Here is a 19,296-nt window from a genome sequence, read left to right as displayed (position 1 = left end):
GGCTGCGGACCGCCCGCCGCAGACGCGGGACCGGGATGCGGTCCTGCGGCTGTGCGAGCGGACGTTCGGTGCTCGCACAGATCTGTCAGCGCCGGCCGAGCTGGTCACGACAGGTCCGTGACAGACGCCGGCCGTTGCTGTGCGATCCGCGGCGGAGGTACTGTCCGCCGCCATCGTGTCGTCGCCAATCACGCGGCCTCACCCGCCCGGCTGGAGACGTCAACGACGTAACCGGCCAGATCAGCCAGCCGCAGCCGCTGCCCTTCGCCACCGTTTACGGCCCACACCGCGTCCGCTGGGCCCAGGCCGGCCGTCGCGGCGTGATCACGGGCCCCGGTGGCAACCGGCACCATCAGCGGCAGGTCGGCCAGCACCCGGAGCAGGTTGCGCTCCCGGGCGGCCGAGGGCAGCCAGAACAGCACCGGCCACATCCGCCCGAGCGCGCCGAACAGTTCCTGATAGCCGTCTACTTTGCCGGTCAGGATGGACAGCTGCTCGGCGCCGGTGTCGTACTCGACGAAGAACGGCACCTCGGCTCCGCCGTCGAGCCACCGGCCGTAGCCGTCCGGGCGGACCCGCGGCTGGTACGCCCGCACCAGCCCCGGATCCTTTCGGCTGGTGAACGTTCCGGCGCGCTGGCACACCGCCTCCGGCAGCCACTGCACCAGGCCGGTGCCCGGGTGGGTGCGGGCGTGTCCGGCGAGGTCGGTGAAGAAGCCGTTCACCCCGAGGCGGTGCGCGAGGCTGCGGGTCGAGGTCCAGCGCCGCCGCTCCACCCGGGCGTGGTCCCGCCGGGGTGGGCGTTCGTCGCGGCTGGCCGCGACGACCTCGGCGCCGAGTTGGTCGATGACGTAGTGGTACGGGTACGAGCCGCCGTCGGCCCGCTGTGGCCGGAACCGGGCCACCAAACGCAGCCGGTACAGGGTCCGCAGCCGCCGTTGGCAGAAGTCCAACGATGGGAACAGGGCGTTCGCGAGTTGGAACGACGTCAACACGCCGTGGTCGTACAACCAGCCCAGCAGCACACGGTCACGGCCGGTCAGCTGGGACTGGACCCGAAGGACCGGATCATCCACCGGCTAACACCTCTTTCCCGGGTACCGAATGCCAGCCCCAGGGGGGAGAGACCCGAGACCAGGCAGGGTCTGTCGCAGGACAAGCCGACGACGCTGACAACCGGGCTGACCTGCGGTGTGAGAGGAAACAGGGGGTCGGTTCGGGGGTCCGGCTGAAGACTGACGTCAACACTGACGCCAAGCCCGACCCCCGAACGGGGATCAAGCCGGAACTCATTACTGCCAATGCCTACGGCAGTTGTTGAAGGTGTCGACGAAAGCACGTGAACTCCTTGGTTGAGGTGTGGATGTGGTGCTGATGGCGTAGGGGGCACCGCAGCGCCGCCGAAGCGGAAAGGCCGGTGAGAGGCATCCCGGCACCGCCCCTGCCGCAGTCGGGGTCAGCGGCGCCGGACTGCCCGCCGCCGGGATCAGCAGCGAAAAGAATGGCCTTGGGGCAAGCGCGCGGAGGTCGCCGTTGGCGGGGTGGGGGCTAGCCTCTGGGTCATGTCCGCCCCTGCACCGCGTCCGTTGCTGTTCCTTGACGTGGACGGCACCCTCATCCCGTTCGGCACACCCGCGGCGGCCGGGCCGGCCAAGTCGTATGGCCGCCCCGTAGCACCGGCCCTACCGGCCGACGCCCATCCCTTGCTGCACAAGGTCGATCCGGAACACGGCCGCCGACTGGAGGCCCTGCCGTGCGATCTTGTGTGGGCGACGACCTGGATGAGCGACGCGAACTACGTGCTCGCACCCCTGCTCGGGCTGCCGCCGCTGCCCGTCGTGGACTGGCCCGACTCCGACGAGGTGGGACCCCTGCACTGGAAGACCCGTGGGCTGGTCGAATGGGCGCAGGGACGCCCCTGCGTCTGGGTCGACGACGAGATCTCCCACGCCGATCAGCAGTGGGTGTCGACTCATCACCCAGGTCCGGCCCTGCTGCATCGGGTCGACCCACGTCGCGGGCTGACCGAGCACGACTTCACCGTCATCGAGAGCTGGCTCAGGCGGGCATGGTAGGGCGAGCTGCACGCGGTCGCAGTCGCCGTGCTTGACGGGCTGGCCACGCGGGACTGATGTTGGCGAACGGTGCGCCGGAACGGCGATACCCAGTAGCCAGCTGAGCTGCTCTACAGGGACGGAACGTTCGGTAGCAGGTCGTCGTCGCGTCCGGTCTGGGGTAGCCCAGCCACAGCGGCGATGGCCTGGACGGCCTCGTTCAGTCCGGTGGTCTCGGGTAGGACGAGCTCGTCGGGCCAGTCCAGGACGTCGTGGGCGGCGTACCAGCCGCTCATGTGCTCGGCGGTGAACTCACTGACCTGCGGGCGCGTGAGGTGCCGGCGCAGGGTCTCGGGCAGGGACACGTCGAGGTAGCAGAACAGGGACCGCCCTCGGTGGTCGTCCCGCAGGGCGGTCAACATGCTGCGGTAGCGGTTGCTGTGCATGATGCCCTCCAAGACCACGTGGTAGCCGTGGTCGAGGGCGAACCGGACGGTCTGCGCGATCAACGCCGGTGCCGCGCCGCCGGGCTTGTCCCGTTCGCGCAGCACGATCCGGCGCAGGTAGTCCTGCTCGACCAGGGCGGAGCCCCGGCCGTGCCGGCGTCGCAGCTCGCGGGCGATGCTGCTCTTGCCCGAGCCGGAGTTGCCCCGGATACAGACGAGGATCGTGTCCGGGCTGCCGGTGGGCTCAGCGAGCACGATCCCTCCTCGGATTCACTCGTTGCGCACGGTGAGGTCGAGGGCGGCGACGGTCAGCCGGGTGAGGTCAGGAAGCTGGTCCTCGTCGACGGTGACGCCGCGCAGGTTGTCCAGCGGCGTCTTGAGGTCGTGGAGGCGGCTGCCCCGCAGGTCGGTCCCGTCGAGCTGACAGGAGTCCAGTTCCAGACCGGCGAGGTCACATGACCGCAGTGCGATGCGGGGTAGCCGGCAGGAAGACCACGCGCCGTTCGTGAGAGTGCACTCGGAGAAGGCGACCGAGCCGGCGGCGGCGACGCGGTGGAAGGTGGCGTAGTCGAAGCGGCAGCCGTCGAACAGGACGTCCTTGAGGCGTACGTCGGTGAACCTGGTACCGGTGAACCGGGAGCCGGTAATCGCGCACCGTTCGATGGTGATGCCGGTCAGGGTCGCGCCGGAGAAGTCAGTGCGGATGATCTCGCAGCCGAAGAGGCTGCCCGCCTCCCAGGTGCTCTCACTCAGGTCCACGCCGGTGATCATGCTGCTGCGAATGCTGACGTCCTCAAGATGCGAGCCGCGCCACGCCGCGCCGTTGACGAGGGCCTCGGTGAGGCCGCCGTCCAGGTTCGTCGTGGTGTCGAGGTCGTCCGGTTCGAGGTCCGGCAGCAGGACCTTCACGTCGCCGATCGTGGTGGTGCGCATGTGTCCTCAACCTGTGTGGGCGCGTGGTGGGCAGGCCACCCCGCGCGCCCGTTGGCGGGGGCTACTTCTTCTTGTTCCAGTTGTCCCAGCCGGGTCGACTGTCGAACTTACCCTTGTTATCCCAGGTGGGGCGGTTGTCGAACTTCGCCGCGTCGATCGACGCTACCGACCGCTGCGGGTCAACGCCGAGGCGGGCGAGTTGCTCGGGTGCGGCGTTGACGAGGGTCGCGAGAGCGTTGGTCATGAGGTTCCTCCTTGAGGGGTGAGGTGATCCGCAGCCGCACGGACGAGGGCCTGGCGGGTGGTTCGGCAGTAGGTGGTCTCGCGGGCGGTGAACGTCGCGTGCTCGAAGTAGCGGTTGCCGGCCTGGGCGCCGCGGCAGAAGTCGTAGAAGGCGCAGAGGTCGGCGCAGTCGTTGAGGGCCGTGACGAACTCGGCGACGTATTCCAGGTCGCCGGCGCGGGCGAGCATGGCGGTGATGGGCTGATGGAGGACGTTGCCGGCGATGAAGTCGCCGTATCGCGGCTCGGTGATGCCGAGCAGTTCCGGTGACAGCAACACCATCTGCCCATCCCAAGAGACGGTCGGGATCGGCTCGTACGGGGCGTGGTTTACGCGCCCGGCGCGGGTGGCGGCGAGATAGTCGGCCAGCCGGTCCACGTCGCGGATCCGCAGCGGGTTGCCGCCGACGCGACGTTTGATGAGGTGCTGCCAGAATCGGTACGCGGCTTCCTCCGACACCGATGCCCGGTCAGCACCCTCCTGCTCTTCGATGTTGAAGCCGACCGACTCGCAGCCGGGCAGGCCGGTGAAGAAGTCGACGAGGGCGTCAGCGTGGTCGATGGTTTCCGGGGTGACCACACAGATCACCGAGTACCCAAGCCCCGCTTCGGCCAGGATCCGCATGCCGCGCAGGGTTCGCGCGTCCGTCGGGTTGCTGGCCCGGTCGAGGCGGTTCCGGTTCAACGCGCCCGGTCCGTCGATGCTGACCCCGACCTCGAACCCGTAGGCGGTGAACAGCTCGCACCACTGGCGGTTGATCAGCGTCGCGTTCGTCTGGATCTCGTGACGCACCAGCCCCGCGCGCCGCAACTCCTCGAACGGGGCCAGCAGATCCCGGAACAGCCCTATGGGTGTGGCGGTGGGTTCGCCCCCGTGCCACACGACACTCACCGGATGACCGCTGTTCTGCTGGGCGATCGACTCGGCACAGGCCCGCGCGACCGCACCGCTCATCAGGCGGCGGGATCTCCGGTCGGGCAGGTAGCAGTAGGTGCAGTCGAGGTTGCAGAAGCTCGTCGGCTGCACGACCAGGGTGTGGAAACTGCCGGCGACCGCCGGCTGGCCGGTGGCATTGATGAGACCGATGCGGTTCACGAGGAGGCTTCCTCGATGCTGACGGCCGTGGTGGTACTGACGCGGTAGGCATGGGTATGCCGGGCCGGCCAGCCGAGGAACCGGTCGAACATGTCCGCAGCGCTCCCCGTGACACTCGGGTTGAGCCGGTGCAAATCGTCGATCGCGTCATGCAGGCAGCCGGCCAGGTAGAGGAACAGGCTCACCGGCACTTCTCGATACTCAGCCAGGAGGGAGAGCTTCGCCGCGCCGCAGGGCCACGGCTGCCCGCATCGGCGACACAGCCACAGCGGGCGCATCGGCAGATGTTCCACCTCGGCGGGCACGAGCCGGTTCACCGAAAGACGACGCTGCTGGCCAGTCACCGGCGACCGCCCTCGCGGGCTTGCTGCTCGAACAGCCGACGCCACACGAAGGTGAGCAGCGGCGGGTCAGCGGGCCACACCTGCCCCGGCGAGGCCGTCCACCTGGGCTTGGGGCGTCGGGGCTGGCCGGCCATGGCGTTACGCGAGACGTACACCGTCATGCCGCCACCCCCACCAGGGACGATGAGCGGCGGGCTCGCCGGGGGAATGGCGAGCCCGCCGCCGCACCACGGCGGCTGGGAGCAGACCGCCGATCACCCACCCACGCAGCCCTCATGGCAGTACGCAGGCGGGGAAAACGTCGAGACAGTTCACTCCCGGACGGGCCGAGCCAGCGGCCCAAGCCGTGGTGTGGTGCGCCGCTCATCGATCCCTCCATCTGCAGCTCCCTGTCAGTCATCCCGACACCGGCATCGACACCGCCGGTGAGCTGGGGTGAACTGAACGTAGGGGCGGTCCGTCCGGAGGACCGGGAAAATCCGTACCGGGTCCGGCAGCCTTCAACGGGCAGGGTGATGGTGTGCGAGGGATGACGGACGACATGACGATCGGCCAGCGCGTCGCCTTCTACCGGCGTCGGCGAGGGCTCTCCCAGGAGGTGCTGGCCGGTCTGGTCGGCAAGACGCAGGAGTGGTTACGCAAGGTCGAAACGAACCGGGCCGACCTGGACCGGCTGTCGGTCATCCGCGCGATCGCCAAGGCCCTCGACGTGTCCCTCGGCGACCTAATCGGCGCCCCGAGCCTGTTCGAGTGGTCGGACGACTCCGGACGCGAGACCATCCCCGCCTTGCGGGCCGCGCTTCACGACTATCGCCACCTCGCGCCGGCGCTTGCCAGCACAGGAGACGTCGAGGCACCCGCCCTGCGCGAGATCGAGAACGACGTCGCCGAGATCTGGACCGCCTACCAGCACTCGCGGTACGGCACCCTCGCCCGCCGACTGCCCTACCTCATCCACGACTGCCTCACCGCCACCGAGGCGTACGACGGAGACGACGGCCAGCGCGCGCACGCGATGACCGCCTACGCCCACCAGCTCGCCGCGTTGTTCCTCACCAAGCTCGGCGAAGGTGACCTCGCGTGGACCGCCGCCAGCCGAGGCTTGGCCGCCGCCAACGCCAGCCACGACCACGTCGTCATCGGCTCACTCAGCCGCTCTGCCGCGCACTCGCTCGCCTCCATCGGCGACTACGCCCAAGCCCTGGGCCTCGCCGCCACGGCGGCGCGGTTCCTGGAACCCCGGCTCGTCAAGCCGACTCCGCAGCTGCTGTCGGTCTACGGCAGCCTGCACCTCGTCTGCGCGCTCGCCGCCGCCCGAGACGACGACCGCGCCTCCGCCGACACCCACATCACCGAAGCCGATACCGCCGCACAGCGGCTCGGCGCCGACGGCAACCACGTGTGGACCGCGTTCGGGCCGACCAACGTATCGATCCACAAGACGACCGTGGCGATGGAACTCGGCGATGTGCAACGCGCCATCGCCATCGGCGCCCCACTCGACACCAGCACCGTGCCCGTCGAGCGGCAGGTTCGCCACGCCATCGAAACCGCCCGAGCCCTCGCCCGGTGGAACCGCATCGACGACGCGCTCGCCGCGCTCCTAGACGCCGAGACCCTCGGGCCCGACCAGGTGCGCTACCACCAGCTCTCCCGCGACCTCGTCCGAGATATCCTCACCCGCCCCCGGCCACCACGACTGGCCGTCGAACTCAGCGACCGAATGGGCGTCCGGACGGGAGGCCCCCGCTGGTAGCTGGGCTCAGATCAACCGGCTCGTGTAGCCAGCCGCCACCAGGCGCTCGAAGGCCGCCCGCACCTCGTCCGGCATCTCCTGGGGGATAGCGAACCCGCACTCGGCGTACACCTCGATCCGCTGCGTGTCGCCCACCAGCATGTCCACCACCCGCCGCGGGTCGCCGATGCTGCTCACGTAGTCGTCCAGCTCGAGCGGGTTTGAGGCGCACACCACATCGATCTCCGGCCACATCAGCTTGCAGGTGGCGTAGGCCCGGCGCTGTTGGTAGGGCCGCGACATGATCAGCACCGACCGCACGGGAATCTGTCGTTCGGTCAGGAGCGCGCGGGAGTACTCGATGTTCTCGGCGGTGTTCGTGGCACGCGGCTCCACGAGAATGGACTCCGCCGGCACACCCTGCTCAACCGCGTACTCGCGATAGTGCACCGCCTCGCCGCGGGGGAACCGCTCGATCGTTGTCGGTGCGTTCGCTCCGGTGAAAACGATCCACGGGAACAACCCTGCTTGAAACAGCCGCGTTGCGACCATCGCCACGCCGAGGTCATGGCTGCCCAAGCCGATGCCCACGTCGCACGGGCGCAGCTCGTGGTGCATGTCGTGGTATCGCCACAGCGTCTCCACGTCAGCCCGGACCTCGTTCGGGAGCACGTGAGTCGGCACCGCAGCCTGCCGATCCATCAACGCCCGCCAGGTAGGGCAAGCGCCGGAGTTTGATTCATGCCCCGTTCCCTCATTGCGTCAGCCTAGGGCAGGCAGTGCCGACACCAGCAGCGCGATCGGCAGCCGCTCCCTCCGTTGGCGCCAACTCGCGTACCTGAACCTGCAACGCCCTCTCGCCGGCCTCGCGGATGGCCGCACCGAGCACGAAGCGAGCCGCGCGATCTGCGGCAAATGAGTGCAGAGAGTTAAGAATCCCAGCTCACTCAAGAGTGCCCGCAGCTGCAGGACTCGAGTCGCGGATCGCAGCGCTCATCGACGATGCCGGCTGGTTCCCGCGTTCCCGTTGACCGAGTTGAGGCGGTCACCTGGGGAGCTCGTCGAGGCGCTCCCGGATGTCGGCTACAAGATCCTGCTTGCCGCCCTCGGACAAGGCGAGGATCGCGTGTTCCCCAATGTCGCGGGAGCCGGGAAGTCCCTCCTCCGCCAGGATGAAGAACAGGCTTCCCGCGGTCAGACCATCCTCTTGCCGCTCGCCAATATCCTGGAAGATCTTCCCTGCTTGAAGGTGGGCTTTGACAGCATCACCGACCCGGCCCGCGCCGAACAGGACGATGCCGAGTTGTCGGTACTCCTGCCCCTCGCCATACCGATCCCCTAACGTTGCAAAGATTAAGCCAGCTCGGGCGTGTGAATCGATGGCATCATCGAGCCGGTTGAGGCCGGACAACGTGCGTCCGAGGCCAGCCCAGGTTTGCGCCAGTCCGAGGCGATCGCGAAGCTGATCGAAAATGTCTAAGGCCGTGCTGTGGGCTTTGTAGGCATCACGGTGCCGACCCAGCCGATTTAGAGCGATGCCGAGATTATTCAAAGCCAGACCTTCACCCCGGTGATCGCCAGTCTGCTGGAAGATCTCCCGAGCGTGGATAGCCGGTTCGACGGCCTCGTCAGGACGGCCGGCTTCAATCAGCGCGAGGCCTAGGTCGTTCGACGTCACTGCTTCACCGTGCGGATCCCCCGCCTCCTGGAAGAGGTTACGCGCGTTAGCCTGTGCTTCTGCTGCTTCATCGGGCTGTCCATTCTCGGCAAGAGCACCGCCCAGGTTGCCCCACGCCTTAGCTTCGCCGTGTTTGTCACCAGCCATCCGGAGGATGTCGCGCGCGTTGGCGCTGACTTCGATCGCCTTGTCGAGGCGGTTCGTTTGGCGGAGGACGATGCCGAAGTCGTTCCACACCCGGCCGGTCGCGCGTAGGTCGCCGGCTTCCTCCAGCCGTTTGAGGCTGTTGCCGAATGCTTCGGCAGCCTCCTCGAATTGCTGCATCTCGGTTAACGCTAGTCCCAAATTGTCCCACGCTGCGCCCTCATAGCGCTGATCGCCGAGTTGATGGAAGAGCTGCTGAGCATGAGTTGCGGCTTCCGCGGCCGCGCTGAAGTGCCCAGCTTGGTAATACGCGATGCTCAGATTGTTCGACGCCGCAGCTTCGCGGGATCGATCACCGACGTGATGACAAAGGTGCCGAGCCCGGGTGGCGATGATGATCCAATCATCGAAATGGCGGCGCAGGCTTTGGTACTCGCCGAGGGTCAGAGCGAGATCGATCGTCACCTCGGTCATCCGGAAGGCCGGCGCGCTCGCCGCCACAGCCATCAGATTGGCGTGCTCGCTGTCCAGCCAGGTCAGGGCCTCGCCGCGGCTGGCAAAGGTGTGCGATTCGGCCACCGCAGTTGGGGTCAGATGCGTACTCGCCGCACTAGCAGCCCAAAGGTAGTAGCGGTACAGCCGCTGCCGCGCCTGACTGGTTTCGGCTTCCTCACCGCCGTCACTGGTGCGCTGCTGTTCGGCAGCGTGCAGACGGAGCAGGTCGTGCATGCTCCAGCGTTCCGGTGCTGGTTCGGTCACTAAATGGGCCCGATGCAGGTCGGCGAGCAGTTCCGCGGCCTCATGCTCCGGGAGCCCGGCGAGGTGGGCGGCGGCGATGGTGGCGATGTCGGTCCCCGGATTTATGGGGATTAGCCGGAACAGACGCGCCTGCGAAACGGTGAGATGCTGGTAGGACAGGTCGAAGGCAGAGCGTACGGCCTTCTGCTGCCGGGTCAAGCCGGACAAGCGGTGCTGTTCGGCCCGCAGCCGGTCGGCGAGTGTCTGCGGCTGTAGCTGACGTCGGTCGACCAGCAGCGCCGCCACGATGCGCAGCGCTAGCGGCAGCCCCGCGCACAGGCCTGCGAGTTCGGTCAGCGCTTCCCGGTGGTCCGCTTGCAGGCGTGGATCCTCCGGGCCGAGACGAGTACCAATCACCTCGGCCAGCACGTCGGTGGAGGCATCCTGTCCCAGCACATCCAGATCGTGCAGCCGAGCGTCCAAGTCGAGCGTGTGCCGAGAGGTCACTAGCACCGGTATCCGGCCATCGCTAGGCAACAGCGGACGGACCTGTTCCTCGCTGTCAACGTTGTCGATGACCAGCAGCAGCCGCCGGTCGTGAGTGGTATAGGCGTCAAGGACGCTGCGCCAGAGCAGGGACCGGCCGCTCAAGTCGGCCGGCATGTGCTCACCCGGGATCCCTAGCGCCGACAGCCATCCCGCCAGAGCGTCCTCGGCGGAAACCCGACGGTCAGGGTCGTAGCCGAACATGTCAACGAAAAGCACGCCGCCGGGAAACCATCCATCAGCAAGGACCTCGTGGGCGATGTGCAGCACCAGCTCGGTCTTGCCGACCCCGGCCATCCCGGCCACCGCGGACACCAGCTGGACGCCGCCGGGACAGTCGGGCCTCAACGCTTCGCGTAGGGCCTCCGCAGCATGCTCGCGCCCGGTGAACACGGGCGAGGCTGGCGGCAGCCCAGTCAAGGCCGGCCGGATCTCGGCTGGCAACGTGACTGAGATATCTCGCCCCATGATCACCGAGCTGAAGAACAGCCCCCCGGTGATCTTGTTCGACACTCGATCGAATCTCACTTCGCGGTTCCCGAGTCGTTGCCTTCAATCGAGGACGTGGGCGGCGGCAGAGAGACATCCTCGATGTCACGGCCCATGATTAACGGTTCGTGGAAGGTGCCGCCTCGCACCTCGTTGCGGACCTCCGACGGTCCTTGCTCGGGGCGTGCCGCGGCCCCGGTCGATGCCGGGCGGCCCGAGCCGACGCGCCGCACGTCCCGGCCAAGCAGGGCTGTCCCCTTCACCAAGGCGTCCGTGACTGTGTTGTGTACCTGATTCGTTGGCCCGGACGAGCTACCGCGCGCCTTGACCACGCTGCAAACAGCCAGGGCTAGCCCGGTGGTACCGACAAACATGCTGATCACGCTGGACCAACGGTCGGCGTCCTCCAGCCCAGCTCGCGCCAGCGCCACGGCTAGCGCGATTAGCCCGACCACCAGACCCACGATCCACCACGGCTTGCTGATGCGCACAATCACCACTGCATTGTGACCGCTGTGCTGCCACTGGGTGAGCTTGCGTCTGCAGTAAGCGATTCGTCGGGTGCCCAGGCCACCAGGTCCGGTCACGTCTGGGTCAGGCGGACGAGGATAGCGCCGGCGTGCCGGCAGCAAGTGCAGCGGAGCGGTGATGTCTCGCGGGCGTTGTTCACCGTGCCGGGTGAAGGCGCCGATGCCGGTGAAGTGACCGGGCACCTCCTGACCTGTCATCCTGCCGAGGAGGAGGAACCGCATGGCGCCGCCGTGTAAGAACCCCAAGAGTTCCGGCGCCAGGCTGTGGCACTGGTGCTGAACTCCGGCTGTCAGAACTGCGACGCAGCCTAGGAGCTGGGCGTCAAGCAAGGGATGCTGCGAAACCGGGCCACCAAGGCCAAGCAGGACCGGGCCGGCACGGCCGGCGGCCCGTCACAGGCGTAAACAAGCCGCGGCTCGCCGCGCGCAGCCACCAACGTCACAGAGCTGTGTCTCCAGCACAGACGGTCAGGCGGGAGAACCGCTGTGGGATCGCTCGCAAGCACTTAAGCAGGGGTGGCAGCCTGTTTCGGCTCCGACCCCCACCGGAGCCCGTCTCTTGATCACCTCCCTCGATCGGGTGCTGCAACCTAGAAGTGTCGCACCTCGCGGGTACCGTCTCATCGTGATCCAGTCTGGAGGGGGGCGACCATGACAGGTGATCGACCCACGACGACATCGCGGTCCCTGAACGGGAGCCACATGAATAGCGCGGTCCGCTCCTGTGTCGACTGCAGCGGTGAACTTCCGCCGGTCAGGGGTCCCGGCCGACATTCTCCACGATGCGGCGACTGCCAGCTCAAACGAAAACGTCAACAGACTCGTCAAGCTCAGCGCCGCAAGCGCGCACCGGAGCGAGAGGCCCGCATCCAGGCTGAACTTGAGCGCCGATGTGTCGACTGTGACGGCTCATTACCGCAGATCCAGGGGCGAGGGAAGCGGCCCGCCCGCTGTGCATCGTGCGCCGAGCTTCATAACCGTCAACGGCGCGTCGAGTACTCCCGGCGGTACTACGCCGACAACTATCCCCAGCGTCCGGAGATTCACCGGTGCGGCAGCTGCGCTGGCGAATTCCGTTGGAAGGGGCGTGGCGGCAATCCGCCTCAGCACTGTCCCTCGTGCACGGCACGCGGCTTGCGAGAGCGTCAGAACGCCAGAAATCGCGCTGCAACGACTGCGCGCAGGCCCGTCGTCTTCACCTGTGTCATCTGTTCGGCGGTTAAACCGGTACAGCGGCTTGGTGCGTTCCCCATCTGTTGTCGAAACTGCCGGCCAGAGTATGCGCGCCGCGCCGAGCAGGCCCGCCGGAATGCGAATGCGCTGCCGCCGACGGTATGGAGCACCACGTGTCTCGGCTGCGGCAAGACCATCGAGCAGACGGGCCGGAACGGAAACTTTCGGAAGCGTTGCCCGCCCTGCAGTGAACAAGCGTGGAAGCGGCAGACCCAGCAGTGGCTTAAGGACCGGCCGGAGCTACGCCGGATAAAGAATCGCAACAACAAGCGCAACCGTCGCCTCGCGCGCCGAGACCCGGAGTCCGAGAAGTTCACCGACATCGAGATCTACGAGCGCGACGGCTGGACATGCGGAATCTGTAAGCGACCGGTTGATCGGACCCTCATCTTTCCGCACCCGATGTCGGTCAGCCTCGACCACGTGACCCCGCTCGCGCGAGGAGGAAAACACCGACGAGACAACGCACAGTGCGCCCACTGGCTGTGTAACTCGCGCAAGACCTACGGGCTGGAATCGGAGATGGACCGAATACGGCTTCGGTCCACGACGATCGTTCGGTTCATCAGCTGAAGACCGCAATGGGTCACAGATAGGGTCTACCTACCGAATGGATTCGAAAGAGGCCGGCTTGGTCTGGACGGCAGGCATGGAGGAACAGCGGAGGCATTAGGGCTTCAGGGATCGGTTGACTTCTGTTGCGCACCTCCAGGAACTCGTCAGCGCGTCGTTTGGTGTTTGCAGGGGTGTCAGCATCACTTCGGGCGCACTCACATCGGCAGAAGCGGATATATTATACGGCCGATGCTTGCTCCTCAGGTGCCCGCCCTATGGCGGCTCCCACGCATTCAATTACTTTGGCCCAACTACCTTCGAATCAACCGGGAAGGCTCCGGGTGAAGGAGGGATGTCGATCAGCCGGTGACGTGCGGTGCCCGCCGCCGGGATCCGCCACACATGCTCGTGCGGCCGGTGGTGGTGCAACAGGCCGACAGTGGTAATCGCGATCGGCGCCCGCAGCGGCCGGCTCACCAGATCAGCGAGCAGGTTGGCCTCCCGTTCCGCGTCCTGAGCGATGACCAGCACCACGCCGACCGGCAAGACCGGGTCAGTGCGCCGATAGCCAGCCAGGACAGCACCGAGTCCGAGAGTTGACCGCTCCCGTTCGGCGATCACCTCACCAACCGGGCCGGGGTCGACGTGCACCAGGAACCGCAGACACCGGCCGTCCTGCAGCCACACGCCGTACCCGTCAGCACGCAGATGCGCCAAGCCATGCTCCCGCAGCCACACCGACGTGTCCAAAGTAGTCAACCACTGGAACAGCCCACACCGGGCGGGATCCTGGCGTGACACCGCGAGCAGCGGCAGGAACAGCAGGTAGTGCGCCGCACCCCAGTCCCGCTGACCCAGACGCAACGGCACCGGCCGCCCCGACAAGACGAGATCACGATCCAGCAGCTCGGTCCCCTCCCCGGTGATCCTGTACCACCAGGCGTGCGCCCGGTCCTCCGCCGACCGTTCCCGGCCCACCAAGCCCATGGTGTGCAACCAGGTGAGGTCCCGGTGCGCGGTCAAACGCGGCACCCCCGCTACCACCGCGATGTCGCTCGTGGTGGCCCAGCCGTGCTATGCCAGGAACGACAGGATTCGCCACCGCCGAGGCGACAGCTCACGATCACCGGCCACCCATCGATGATCCCCCACCCCGTCGACGCCCCACCATCCCGGCGATCCGGCACTGCAGTGACGCCCCGAGGGAACTCCCGCACCCTCAAAACGGGGTTTGTGAGACGTTTTCCATGATCACTGTTCACCGAATCAGCCGAAGAGGTGACGACGAAAGCTGCAGAACCGGCATACCGCGTTCCGCCAAGATCGCCGGTTCCCGACTCCGAACCCATTCGGGAACCGCCCACCGAACCGATCCGGAACCACCGACAGCCGCAACCCCCGGCCGCACGACCATCCCGCGCCGCAGCCACCGACCGGCGTCCCGGAGCACCCCGCCGCGTCCCACCGATGCCACCCCGGTCCACCGGCTCCCGAGCACCCACCGAGCCACCACCACCCACGCCCGGACATGAAAAAGGCCCCGACCCGGTGTGAACCACCAGGTCAGGGCCTTCTCGTTGGTGCGCCGCCAGGGACTCGAACCCCGAACCCGCGGATTAAGAGTCCGCTGCTCTGCCAGTTGAGCTAGCGGCGCTCGCTGACAACGACGAGCACGCTAACACGCCCGCGAACCGGCCCCGGAACCCATCCCCGGCCCGCGTTCAGTGCGCCGGATTGGGCGTGTGCGGTAGTTTGCCGAGCTGCTTCCAGTTCGTCTCGGCGACGTCCACGCCGTAGTGCTTGGCGGCGGCGAGGATGTTCTGGAAGGCCAGGTCGCGGTCGGCGTCGGTGACGCCCTGCACCTGGTCGAAGCGCGCGATGGCGTTGCGGACGTGGCTCGCGTCGGTCATCGGCTCCTTGCGCTTGCCGGGGAAGGCGAAGACGGTCTCCGGCAGCTCGCGCTTGTCCTTGTCGGTCAGGCCGCCGTGCTTCTCGTGGGGCTTCCAGGTCGACTTCATCGCCCACCATTACCCATTTTTCGTCCAGAAGTACGCCCGGACCGGCTTGATTAAGAGTGTTTAAAGACCCTGTCCGGCACGCGCGGCGAATGCCTACCATACGGCGGCCCGTGACCGTTTGGGTCAGCCTGTCGTCAGTTGGTTGGGAGTGACCCGTGTCGTACGAAGGCCCGCCGCCGTCACGTCATCGTCCCCCGGGATGGGCCACCCACAAGAGACTGAGCGTCGCCGCAGGGGTGGCCGTCGTGCTCGTCGTCGCGGCCGGGGCCGTGTACCTGGGCAACGGTGCCGCGCAGTCCGAGCCGTCGAACGCGGCCAACGCCGCCGAGTATCCGTCGCCGTCGGCTGGGCAGGCGGAGTCGTCCGGAACGGCGGTGTCGGCCTCCGCGACACCTTCGGTCTCCGCGACTCCGTCGACCGGCGCGACGCCGTCGGCCGCTGCCGCACCGAAGACCCCTGTGACCGGCTGGGTTCCGATCGACCGGGCGGCCTGGAAGGCGCAGGCCGACGAGTACCAGGCGCTGAAGATCGACCCCGCCCCGGCCGGTGTCGGCGACCTTCCGGAGTTCCGGGCGGACTGCCAGTACAGCCACCGACTGCCGGACGACCCGATCGTCGCCCCCGGCCTCCCGGGCGCCTCACACATGCACTCCTTCGTCGGCAACAAGGCCGTCGACGCGAACACCGTCGCCGGAGACCTGACGAAGTTCACGGCCACGTCCTGCAAGCCGATCCAGGATCACTCCGCGTACTGGGTGCCCACGCTCTACGACAACGCGACCGGGAAGCCGGTCGAGACCACCGGCTTCCGCGTCTACTACCGCTCGCTCGCGAAGAACTCGACCGGCCAGATGCCCATGCCCAACGGCCTGCGCATGATCTCCGGCGACGCCAAGAAGAAGCAACCGACACCGCGCGGCGCGACCGGCCAGTTCTACTGCGCCTTCTACGGTCCCGGTGACCTCGACGGCGTCGCCCGCAGCACCAACGGCAACTGGCCGATCTGCGGCGGGACCGCCACGCTGCACTTCATGCTGCAGTTCCCGGACTGTTGGGACGGCAAGCACCTGGACAGCCCCAACCACAAGGACCATGTGGCGTACGGCAGCGGCGGCGCCTGCCCGCCCGGCCACCCCGTTCGGATCCCGGCGATCACCTTCGACATCCAGTACCCGGCCAAGGGCACCCCGGCGGGCTACTACCTCGCCTCCGACAAGGCGGGCAAGAGCGCCTCGTCGATGCACGGCGACGCGTTCGTGATGTGGGACGTCAACACGATGAACAGGCGCACCAAGAACTGCGTCCTGGGACGCCGGACCTGCGACAACTACGGCTACCAGAAGTAGCCGGGGCCGGGCCGAAAGTCGGCCCGGCCCCGGCTGACGACCGCCTAGCTACGCAGCGTCCACTGCTGGTTGGGGCCTCCGTTGCACGACCAGAGGATGATCTTCGTGCCATTGGCGCTGGCCGCGCCGTTGGCATCGAGACAGAGCCCGGACTGGCCGTTCGTGATGGTGCCGTTGCTGTTGATGTTCCACTGCTGGTTCGCGCCACCGTGGCAGTCCCAGATGATGACCTGGGTGCCGTTGGCCGTGCCCGCCCCGGACGCGTCCAGGCACTTGTTGCCGTACACCATCAGCTGCTTGCTGGACGTGGAGGTCCACCGCTGGTTGGTGCCACTGCCGCAGTCCCAGAGCTGTACCTGGGTGCCGTTGGTGGTCGAGGAGTTGGGGACCTCGATGCAGCGGCCGGACTGGCCGCCCACGAGCTGGCCGCCCTGCTGGGTGCCGCCGCCACTCTGCTGCCGGACGATCGAGGTCGACTCGGCCGAGCGGTTGCCCTGGGCGTCGACGACGTAGAGGCGGTACTCGCCCTGGGTCGAAGGCACGGCGATGGACGTGGCGTTACCGGCCGCCCGCGTCATCGTCGCCCCGGCCGTGAAGGTGGTCGTGCCGTACGGGGCCAGCCAGACCGACTTGCTCGCGTCGCCGGTGCTCCGGATCGGGATCGTCGCCGTGGCGCTGGTGACGTACGTGCTGGCCGGCAGCACGTAGTTGGACACGGAGAACCTGCTGGCCGGGATGATGTCCCGGTAGGCGTCCTCAAGGCCGGAGTTCGCCGCGATGCCGTACGCCGCCGCCGGCCAGACGTAGTCGGAGGAGACGAGGATGTCGGCGACCGTGCTGTTCGGCAGGTTCTTGTTCGACACCTTGTTGATCGGGCCGTAGATCTGCGTGATGCTCAGGTCGTGCTTCCGGCCGAAGTCGTCGGAGTTGATCATCCAGGTGACGTTCTTGTCGATGCTCAGGACGTTGTCCCGGAAGGTGATGTACGCCGAGCCCTCGTCGGGGTGCAGGCCGTACTTGTGGCCCGAGGGCACGCCCTGGAGGTAGTTGTTGGTGATCGTGGTGCCGGGCTGGCTGCCCAGCGTGTAGATGGGCGCCGTGTCGCTGAGGCGCTGCACCGTGTCGATGATGTGGTTGTAGCTGATGGTGTTGTTCCGCGCCGTCGTGGTCGGCCGGTTGGGCGCGATCGAGCCCGATGAGCCGTCGAAGTTCCACCAGCCCCAGCCCATCGTGATGCCCGACCAGGGGGCCTTCTCGATCCGGTTGCGCTGGATCGTCAGGGTGTCGACGAAGTACGCCGAGATGGGGCTGTGCCCGTTGAACAGCACCGCGCTGTCGTAGAGGTAGTTGTTCTTGATCTCGATGTTCTTCGGCAGCCCTTCGACCTGCGGGAGGTACTTCTCCCGGTTGCTCGACGTGCCGTCTCCGATGTAGACGTGCTGGGGATGACCAACGTCGATGGCGGAGCCAGCGATGTCGTTGGTGTAGTTCCCGATCAACTGCGAGTTCTGCACGTCGTTGACCATGCTGATGCCGTCGGCGCCGGTGTGCTGGACCCGGTTGCGTTGCAAAAGGATCCCGTCGGCGTTCTGCACCTGGACGATGCCGGGCGTGACGTCGACGTTGCGGTAGTAGTAGACGTGGAAGTTGCCCTTCGCGTACGCCTGCGCGCCGAGGTTGCCCTGCTGCGCCTGCTTGAAGGACGAGCCGGCGACGTTGAACAGGTTCCAGTCGGAGTGCTGCACGGTCAGGCCGGAGAACGTGATGTTGCGGGCGTGGCTGGTGGTCGAGGTGCCGGCGACCCGCAGCACGGTGGTGACGTTGTTCGGCGCGTACACCGACGCGGTCGTCATGTCCTCGGAGCTGGCCTTGTAGTAGTAGACCGTCTTGGTGCCCTTGTCGAAGAAGAACTCACCGGGTGCGTCCAGGAACTCGTACGCGTTCATGAGTTTGTGGCTGCCGCCGACCTGGGCGTTGCCGTTGAACGCGCCCTGCGCGATGGCCGCGCCGGGCTGCTGGAACAGGGCGACCCGGTTCGAGCCGTCGGTGGTCACCTGACGGACGCCGACGATGGCCGTGGTCCAGGTCGTGCCGGTCTCGATCTCGATGTCGTCCTGGTTGCGGGGGATGGCGGGGAAGTCGCTCTGGCTGTACTTCGCGCCGTCGCACTGGGAGCCCGACTCCCACGCCCAGGATGCCTGCCCGGCGGTGACGTTGTACGTCCCGTAGCAACCCGCCGAGCTGACGGTCTTGGTCGCCATCTGCGCCCGCTTGTCGTTGACGTACAGCGTGCGCAGCTTGGTGCTGCGATCCAGCGGCGCCTTCCAGATGTTGCCGCTGTGCTGGGTCCAGCCGGTGACCGGGACGCCGCCGTCGAGGATGGGGGTCTCGCCGGGATAGGCGGCGTAGCTGATCCGGTACCCGTTGGTGCCGGAGTCGCTGGCGCCGAACTCGACGGTGCTGGTGACCGGGTATCTGCCGCCACGCAGGTAGACGTTGATGTCGCCGGACATGTTCGCGTTAACAGTACGAACGACGTCCCGCGCGCGTTGCACCGTCTTGAACGGTGACGCCTGCGTGCCTGCGTTGGAGTCGTTACCGTCGGGGGCGACGTAGTACGTCTCCTGGACCGCGGCCGAGGCGGGCGATTGACTGATCACCACGGCCGGCAGCGTGGCGGCGACGAGCGCCGCCGCGAGCAGTGCCGTGCGGGTGGTGGATACGGCTGGTCTCACGTGCTGTCCTTTCTCACTTGTCGTCGACGTTGGTGCCGGGGACGTGCATCGAGCGACAAGCAGGGAACAGCGACGCCACCAAGGATCGGCGGGGGGCGCGTGGTGCGGCCCGACCGCACTCTTTTGCCAATCGCTACGAAGTCTTGGGCGGAGCGTATGTCAGACGTGTGACGAATGCAATACGAGATTGGACCCCATCTATGTCTAAATGCCAATCAAAAGCGCAAAGCAGACGAGCGACACTGAGCTTGATCGCCGATCATCCGATGAATCCGGAATCGGGGGGGGGGGGGGGGGGGGCCCCCCCCCCCCCCCCCCCGGGCGGGGGGGGGCCGCCCCCCCACCCCCCCCCCCCCGGGGGGTTGGTACACCACGGAAAGGTGGTGGGGGCGGGC

The 19,296-nt window shown here is 67.2% G+C and carries 17 protein-coding genes and 1 tRNA gene; 4 read left to right on the top strand and 14 right to left on the bottom strand.

Annotation, left to right across the window (positions count from 1 at the left end):
- Nucleotides 1–188: 188 nt before the first annotated feature.
- Entirely contained in the window at nt 189–1,076 is an 888-nt protein-coding gene (locus ACIA3K_RS15140; RefSeq protein WP_396801545.1) for a replication-relaxation family protein, read from the bottom strand.
- A 486-nt stretch (nt 1,077–1,562) separates the two neighbouring features.
- Here ACIA3K_RS15140 and ACIA3K_RS15135 point away from each other — a divergent pair, with 486 nt between their 5' ends.
- Nucleotides 1,563–2,075 carry an HAD domain-containing protein gene (locus ACIA3K_RS15135; protein ID WP_396801543.1) on the top strand — a complete coding sequence of 171 codons (513 nt, stop codon included), beginning with the start codon at nt 1,563–1,565 and terminating at the stop codon, nt 2,073–2,075.
- A 110-nt stretch (nt 2,076–2,185) separates the two neighbouring features.
- On the opposite strand, the gene ACIA3K_RS15130 is transcribed toward ACIA3K_RS15135, so the two are convergent.
- From ACIA3K_RS15130 to amcA (ACIA3K_RS15105), 6 genes are all read right to left on the bottom strand, one after another.
- Nucleotides 2,186–2,755, bottom strand: a complete 570-nt coding sequence (locus tag ACIA3K_RS15130; RefSeq protein WP_396801542.1) for a kinase — start codon at nt 2,753–2,755, stop codon at nt 2,186–2,188.
- A 15-nt stretch (nt 2,756–2,770) separates the two neighbouring features.
- Nucleotides 2,771–3,433, bottom strand: a complete 663-nt coding sequence (locus ACIA3K_RS15125) for a pentapeptide repeat-containing protein (protein ID WP_396801541.1) — start codon at nt 3,431–3,433, stop codon at nt 2,771–2,773.
- Between the two features lie 61 nt (nt 3,434–3,494).
- The gene (amcA, locus tag ACIA3K_RS15120; protein WP_396801539.1) at nt 3,495–3,677 is read right to left on the bottom strand and encodes a multiple cyclophane-containing RiPP AmcA; all 183 of its coding nucleotides are present in this window, start codon (nt 3,675–3,677) and stop codon (nt 3,495–3,497) included.
- On the bottom strand, nt 3,674–4,810 hold the full coding sequence (gene amcB, locus ACIA3K_RS15115; RefSeq protein WP_396801538.1) for a cyclophane-forming radical SAM peptide maturase AmcB: 1,137 nt from the start codon (nt 4,808–4,810) through the stop codon (nt 3,674–3,676). Before amcB ends, amcA (ACIA3K_RS15120) begins: the two co-directional genes overlap by 4 nt.
- The gene (locus ACIA3K_RS15110) at nt 4,807–5,154 is read right to left on the bottom strand and encodes a hypothetical protein (RefSeq protein WP_396801536.1); all 348 of its coding nucleotides are present in this window, start codon (nt 5,152–5,154) and stop codon (nt 4,807–4,809) included. The genes amcB and ACIA3K_RS15110 overlap by 4 nt, the downstream gene beginning before the upstream one ends.
- On the bottom strand, nt 5,151–5,315 hold the full coding sequence (amcA, locus tag ACIA3K_RS15105; RefSeq protein ID WP_396801535.1) for a multiple cyclophane-containing RiPP AmcA: 165 nt from the start codon (nt 5,313–5,315) through the stop codon (nt 5,151–5,153). The genes ACIA3K_RS15110 and amcA (ACIA3K_RS15105) overlap by 4 nt, the downstream gene beginning before the upstream one ends.
- A 368-nt stretch (nt 5,316–5,683) precedes the next feature.
- On the opposite strand from amcA (ACIA3K_RS15105), the gene ACIA3K_RS15100 reads away from it, so the two are divergent.
- Nucleotides 5,684–6,910, top strand: coding sequence for a helix-turn-helix domain-containing protein (locus ACIA3K_RS15100; RefSeq protein ID WP_396801533.1), 1,227 nt, complete (start codon nt 5,684–5,686; stop codon nt 6,908–6,910).
- Nucleotides 6,911–6,916: 6 nt separating this feature from the next.
- On the opposite strand, the gene ACIA3K_RS15095 is transcribed toward ACIA3K_RS15100, so the two are convergent.
- The 3 genes from ACIA3K_RS15095 to ACIA3K_RS15085 all read right to left on the bottom strand — a co-directional run bounded on the left by ACIA3K_RS15095 (nt 6,917) and on the right by ACIA3K_RS15085 (nt 11,236).
- On the bottom strand, nt 6,917–7,591 hold the full coding sequence (locus ACIA3K_RS15095; protein WP_396801532.1) for a YdcF family protein: 675 nt from the start codon (nt 7,589–7,591) through the stop codon (nt 6,917–6,919).
- Between the two features lie 343 nt (nt 7,592–7,934).
- Nucleotides 7,935–10,508: an ATP-binding protein gene (locus ACIA3K_RS15090; RefSeq protein WP_396801531.1), complete on the bottom strand. Its 2,574-nt coding sequence runs from the start codon at nt 10,506–10,508 to the stop codon at nt 7,935–7,937.
- A gap of 11 nt (nt 10,509–10,519) precedes the next feature.
- On the bottom strand, nt 10,520–11,236 hold the full coding sequence (locus ACIA3K_RS15085) for a hypothetical protein (protein ID WP_396801530.1): 717 nt from the start codon (nt 11,234–11,236) through the stop codon (nt 10,520–10,522).
- A 912-nt stretch (nt 11,237–12,148) separates the two neighbouring features.
- Between ACIA3K_RS15085 and ACIA3K_RS15080 the strand changes: the two genes are divergently transcribed.
- Complete coding sequence (locus ACIA3K_RS15080) at nt 12,149–12,820, top strand: HNH endonuclease (RefSeq protein ID WP_396801529.1); 672 nt, start codon at nt 12,149–12,151, stop codon at nt 12,818–12,820.
- Nucleotides 12,821–13,099: 279 nt separating this feature from the next.
- On the opposite strand, the gene ACIA3K_RS15075 is transcribed toward ACIA3K_RS15080, so the two are convergent.
- The 3 genes from ACIA3K_RS15075 to ACIA3K_RS15065 form a co-directional block, all read right to left on the bottom strand.
- Nucleotides 13,100–13,834: a hypothetical protein gene (locus ACIA3K_RS15075; RefSeq protein WP_396801527.1), complete on the bottom strand. Its 735-nt coding sequence runs from the start codon at nt 13,832–13,834 to the stop codon at nt 13,100–13,102.
- Nucleotides 13,835–14,380: 546 nt separating this feature from the next.
- A tRNA-Lys gene (locus tag ACIA3K_RS15070) sits at nt 14,381–14,456 on the bottom strand.
- A 67-nt stretch (nt 14,457–14,523) separates the two neighbouring features.
- Nucleotides 14,524–14,820 (bottom strand): DUF6582 domain-containing protein, encoded by a 297-nt coding sequence (locus ACIA3K_RS15065; RefSeq protein ID WP_357173115.1) that lies wholly within the window; start codon nt 14,818–14,820, stop codon nt 14,524–14,526.
- Nucleotides 14,821–15,065: 245 nt separating this feature from the next.
- On the opposite strand from ACIA3K_RS15065, the gene ACIA3K_RS15060 reads away from it, so the two are divergent.
- Nucleotides 15,066–16,166, top strand: a complete 1,101-nt coding sequence (locus tag ACIA3K_RS15060) for a DUF1996 domain-containing protein (protein ID WP_396801525.1) — start codon at nt 15,066–15,068, stop codon at nt 16,164–16,166.
- 44 nt (nt 16,167–16,210) lie between these two features.
- Here the strand turns inward: ACIA3K_RS15060 and ACIA3K_RS15055 are convergent, their stop codons facing one another.
- Complete coding sequence (locus ACIA3K_RS15055; protein WP_396801524.1) at nt 16,211–18,901, bottom strand: RICIN domain-containing protein; 2,691 nt, start codon at nt 18,899–18,901, stop codon at nt 16,211–16,213.
- Nucleotides 18,902–19,296: the final 395 nt, after the last annotated feature.

Origin of the sequence: Micromonospora sp. NPDC051543 (assembly GCF_044454415.1) — a bacterium.
Lineage (GTDB): Bacteria > Actinomycetota > Actinomycetes > Mycobacteriales > Micromonosporaceae > Micromonospora.
Note: the sequence above shows the minus strand (reverse complement) of the source record. Positions and strands in the feature narration are given on the sequence as shown.

Bases quoted from the DNA above. Each gene is read 5' to 3' on its own strand.
- ACIA3K_RS15135 (WP_396801543.1), top strand. From the start codon at position 1,563: ATGTCCGCCCCTGCACCGCGTCCGTTGCTGTTCCTTGACGTGGACGGC.
- ACIA3K_RS15125 (WP_396801541.1), bottom strand. From the start codon at position 3,433: ATGCGCACCACCACGATCGGCGACGTGAAGGTCCTGCTGCCGGACCTC.
- amcA (WP_396801539.1), bottom strand. From the start codon at position 3,677: ATGACCAACGCTCTCGCGACCCTCGTCAACGCCGCACCCGAGCAACTC.
- amcA (WP_396801535.1), bottom strand. From the start codon at position 5,315: ATGACGGTGTACGTCTCGCGTAACGCCATGGCCGGCCAGCCCCGACGC.
- ACIA3K_RS15100 (WP_396801533.1), top strand. From the start codon at position 5,684: ATGACGGACGACATGACGATCGGCCAGCGCGTCGCCTTCTACCGGCGT.
- ACIA3K_RS15095 (WP_396801532.1), bottom strand. From the start codon at position 7,591: ATGGATCGGCAGGCTGCGGTGCCGACTCACGTGCTCCCGAACGAGGTC.
- ACIA3K_RS15085 (WP_396801530.1), bottom strand. From the start codon at position 11,236: ATGCGGTTCCTCCTCCTCGGCAGGATGACAGGTCAGGAGGTGCCCGGT.
- ACIA3K_RS15065 (WP_357173115.1), bottom strand. From the start codon at position 14,820: ATGAAGTCGACCTGGAAGCCCCACGAGAAGCACGGCGGCCTGACCGAC.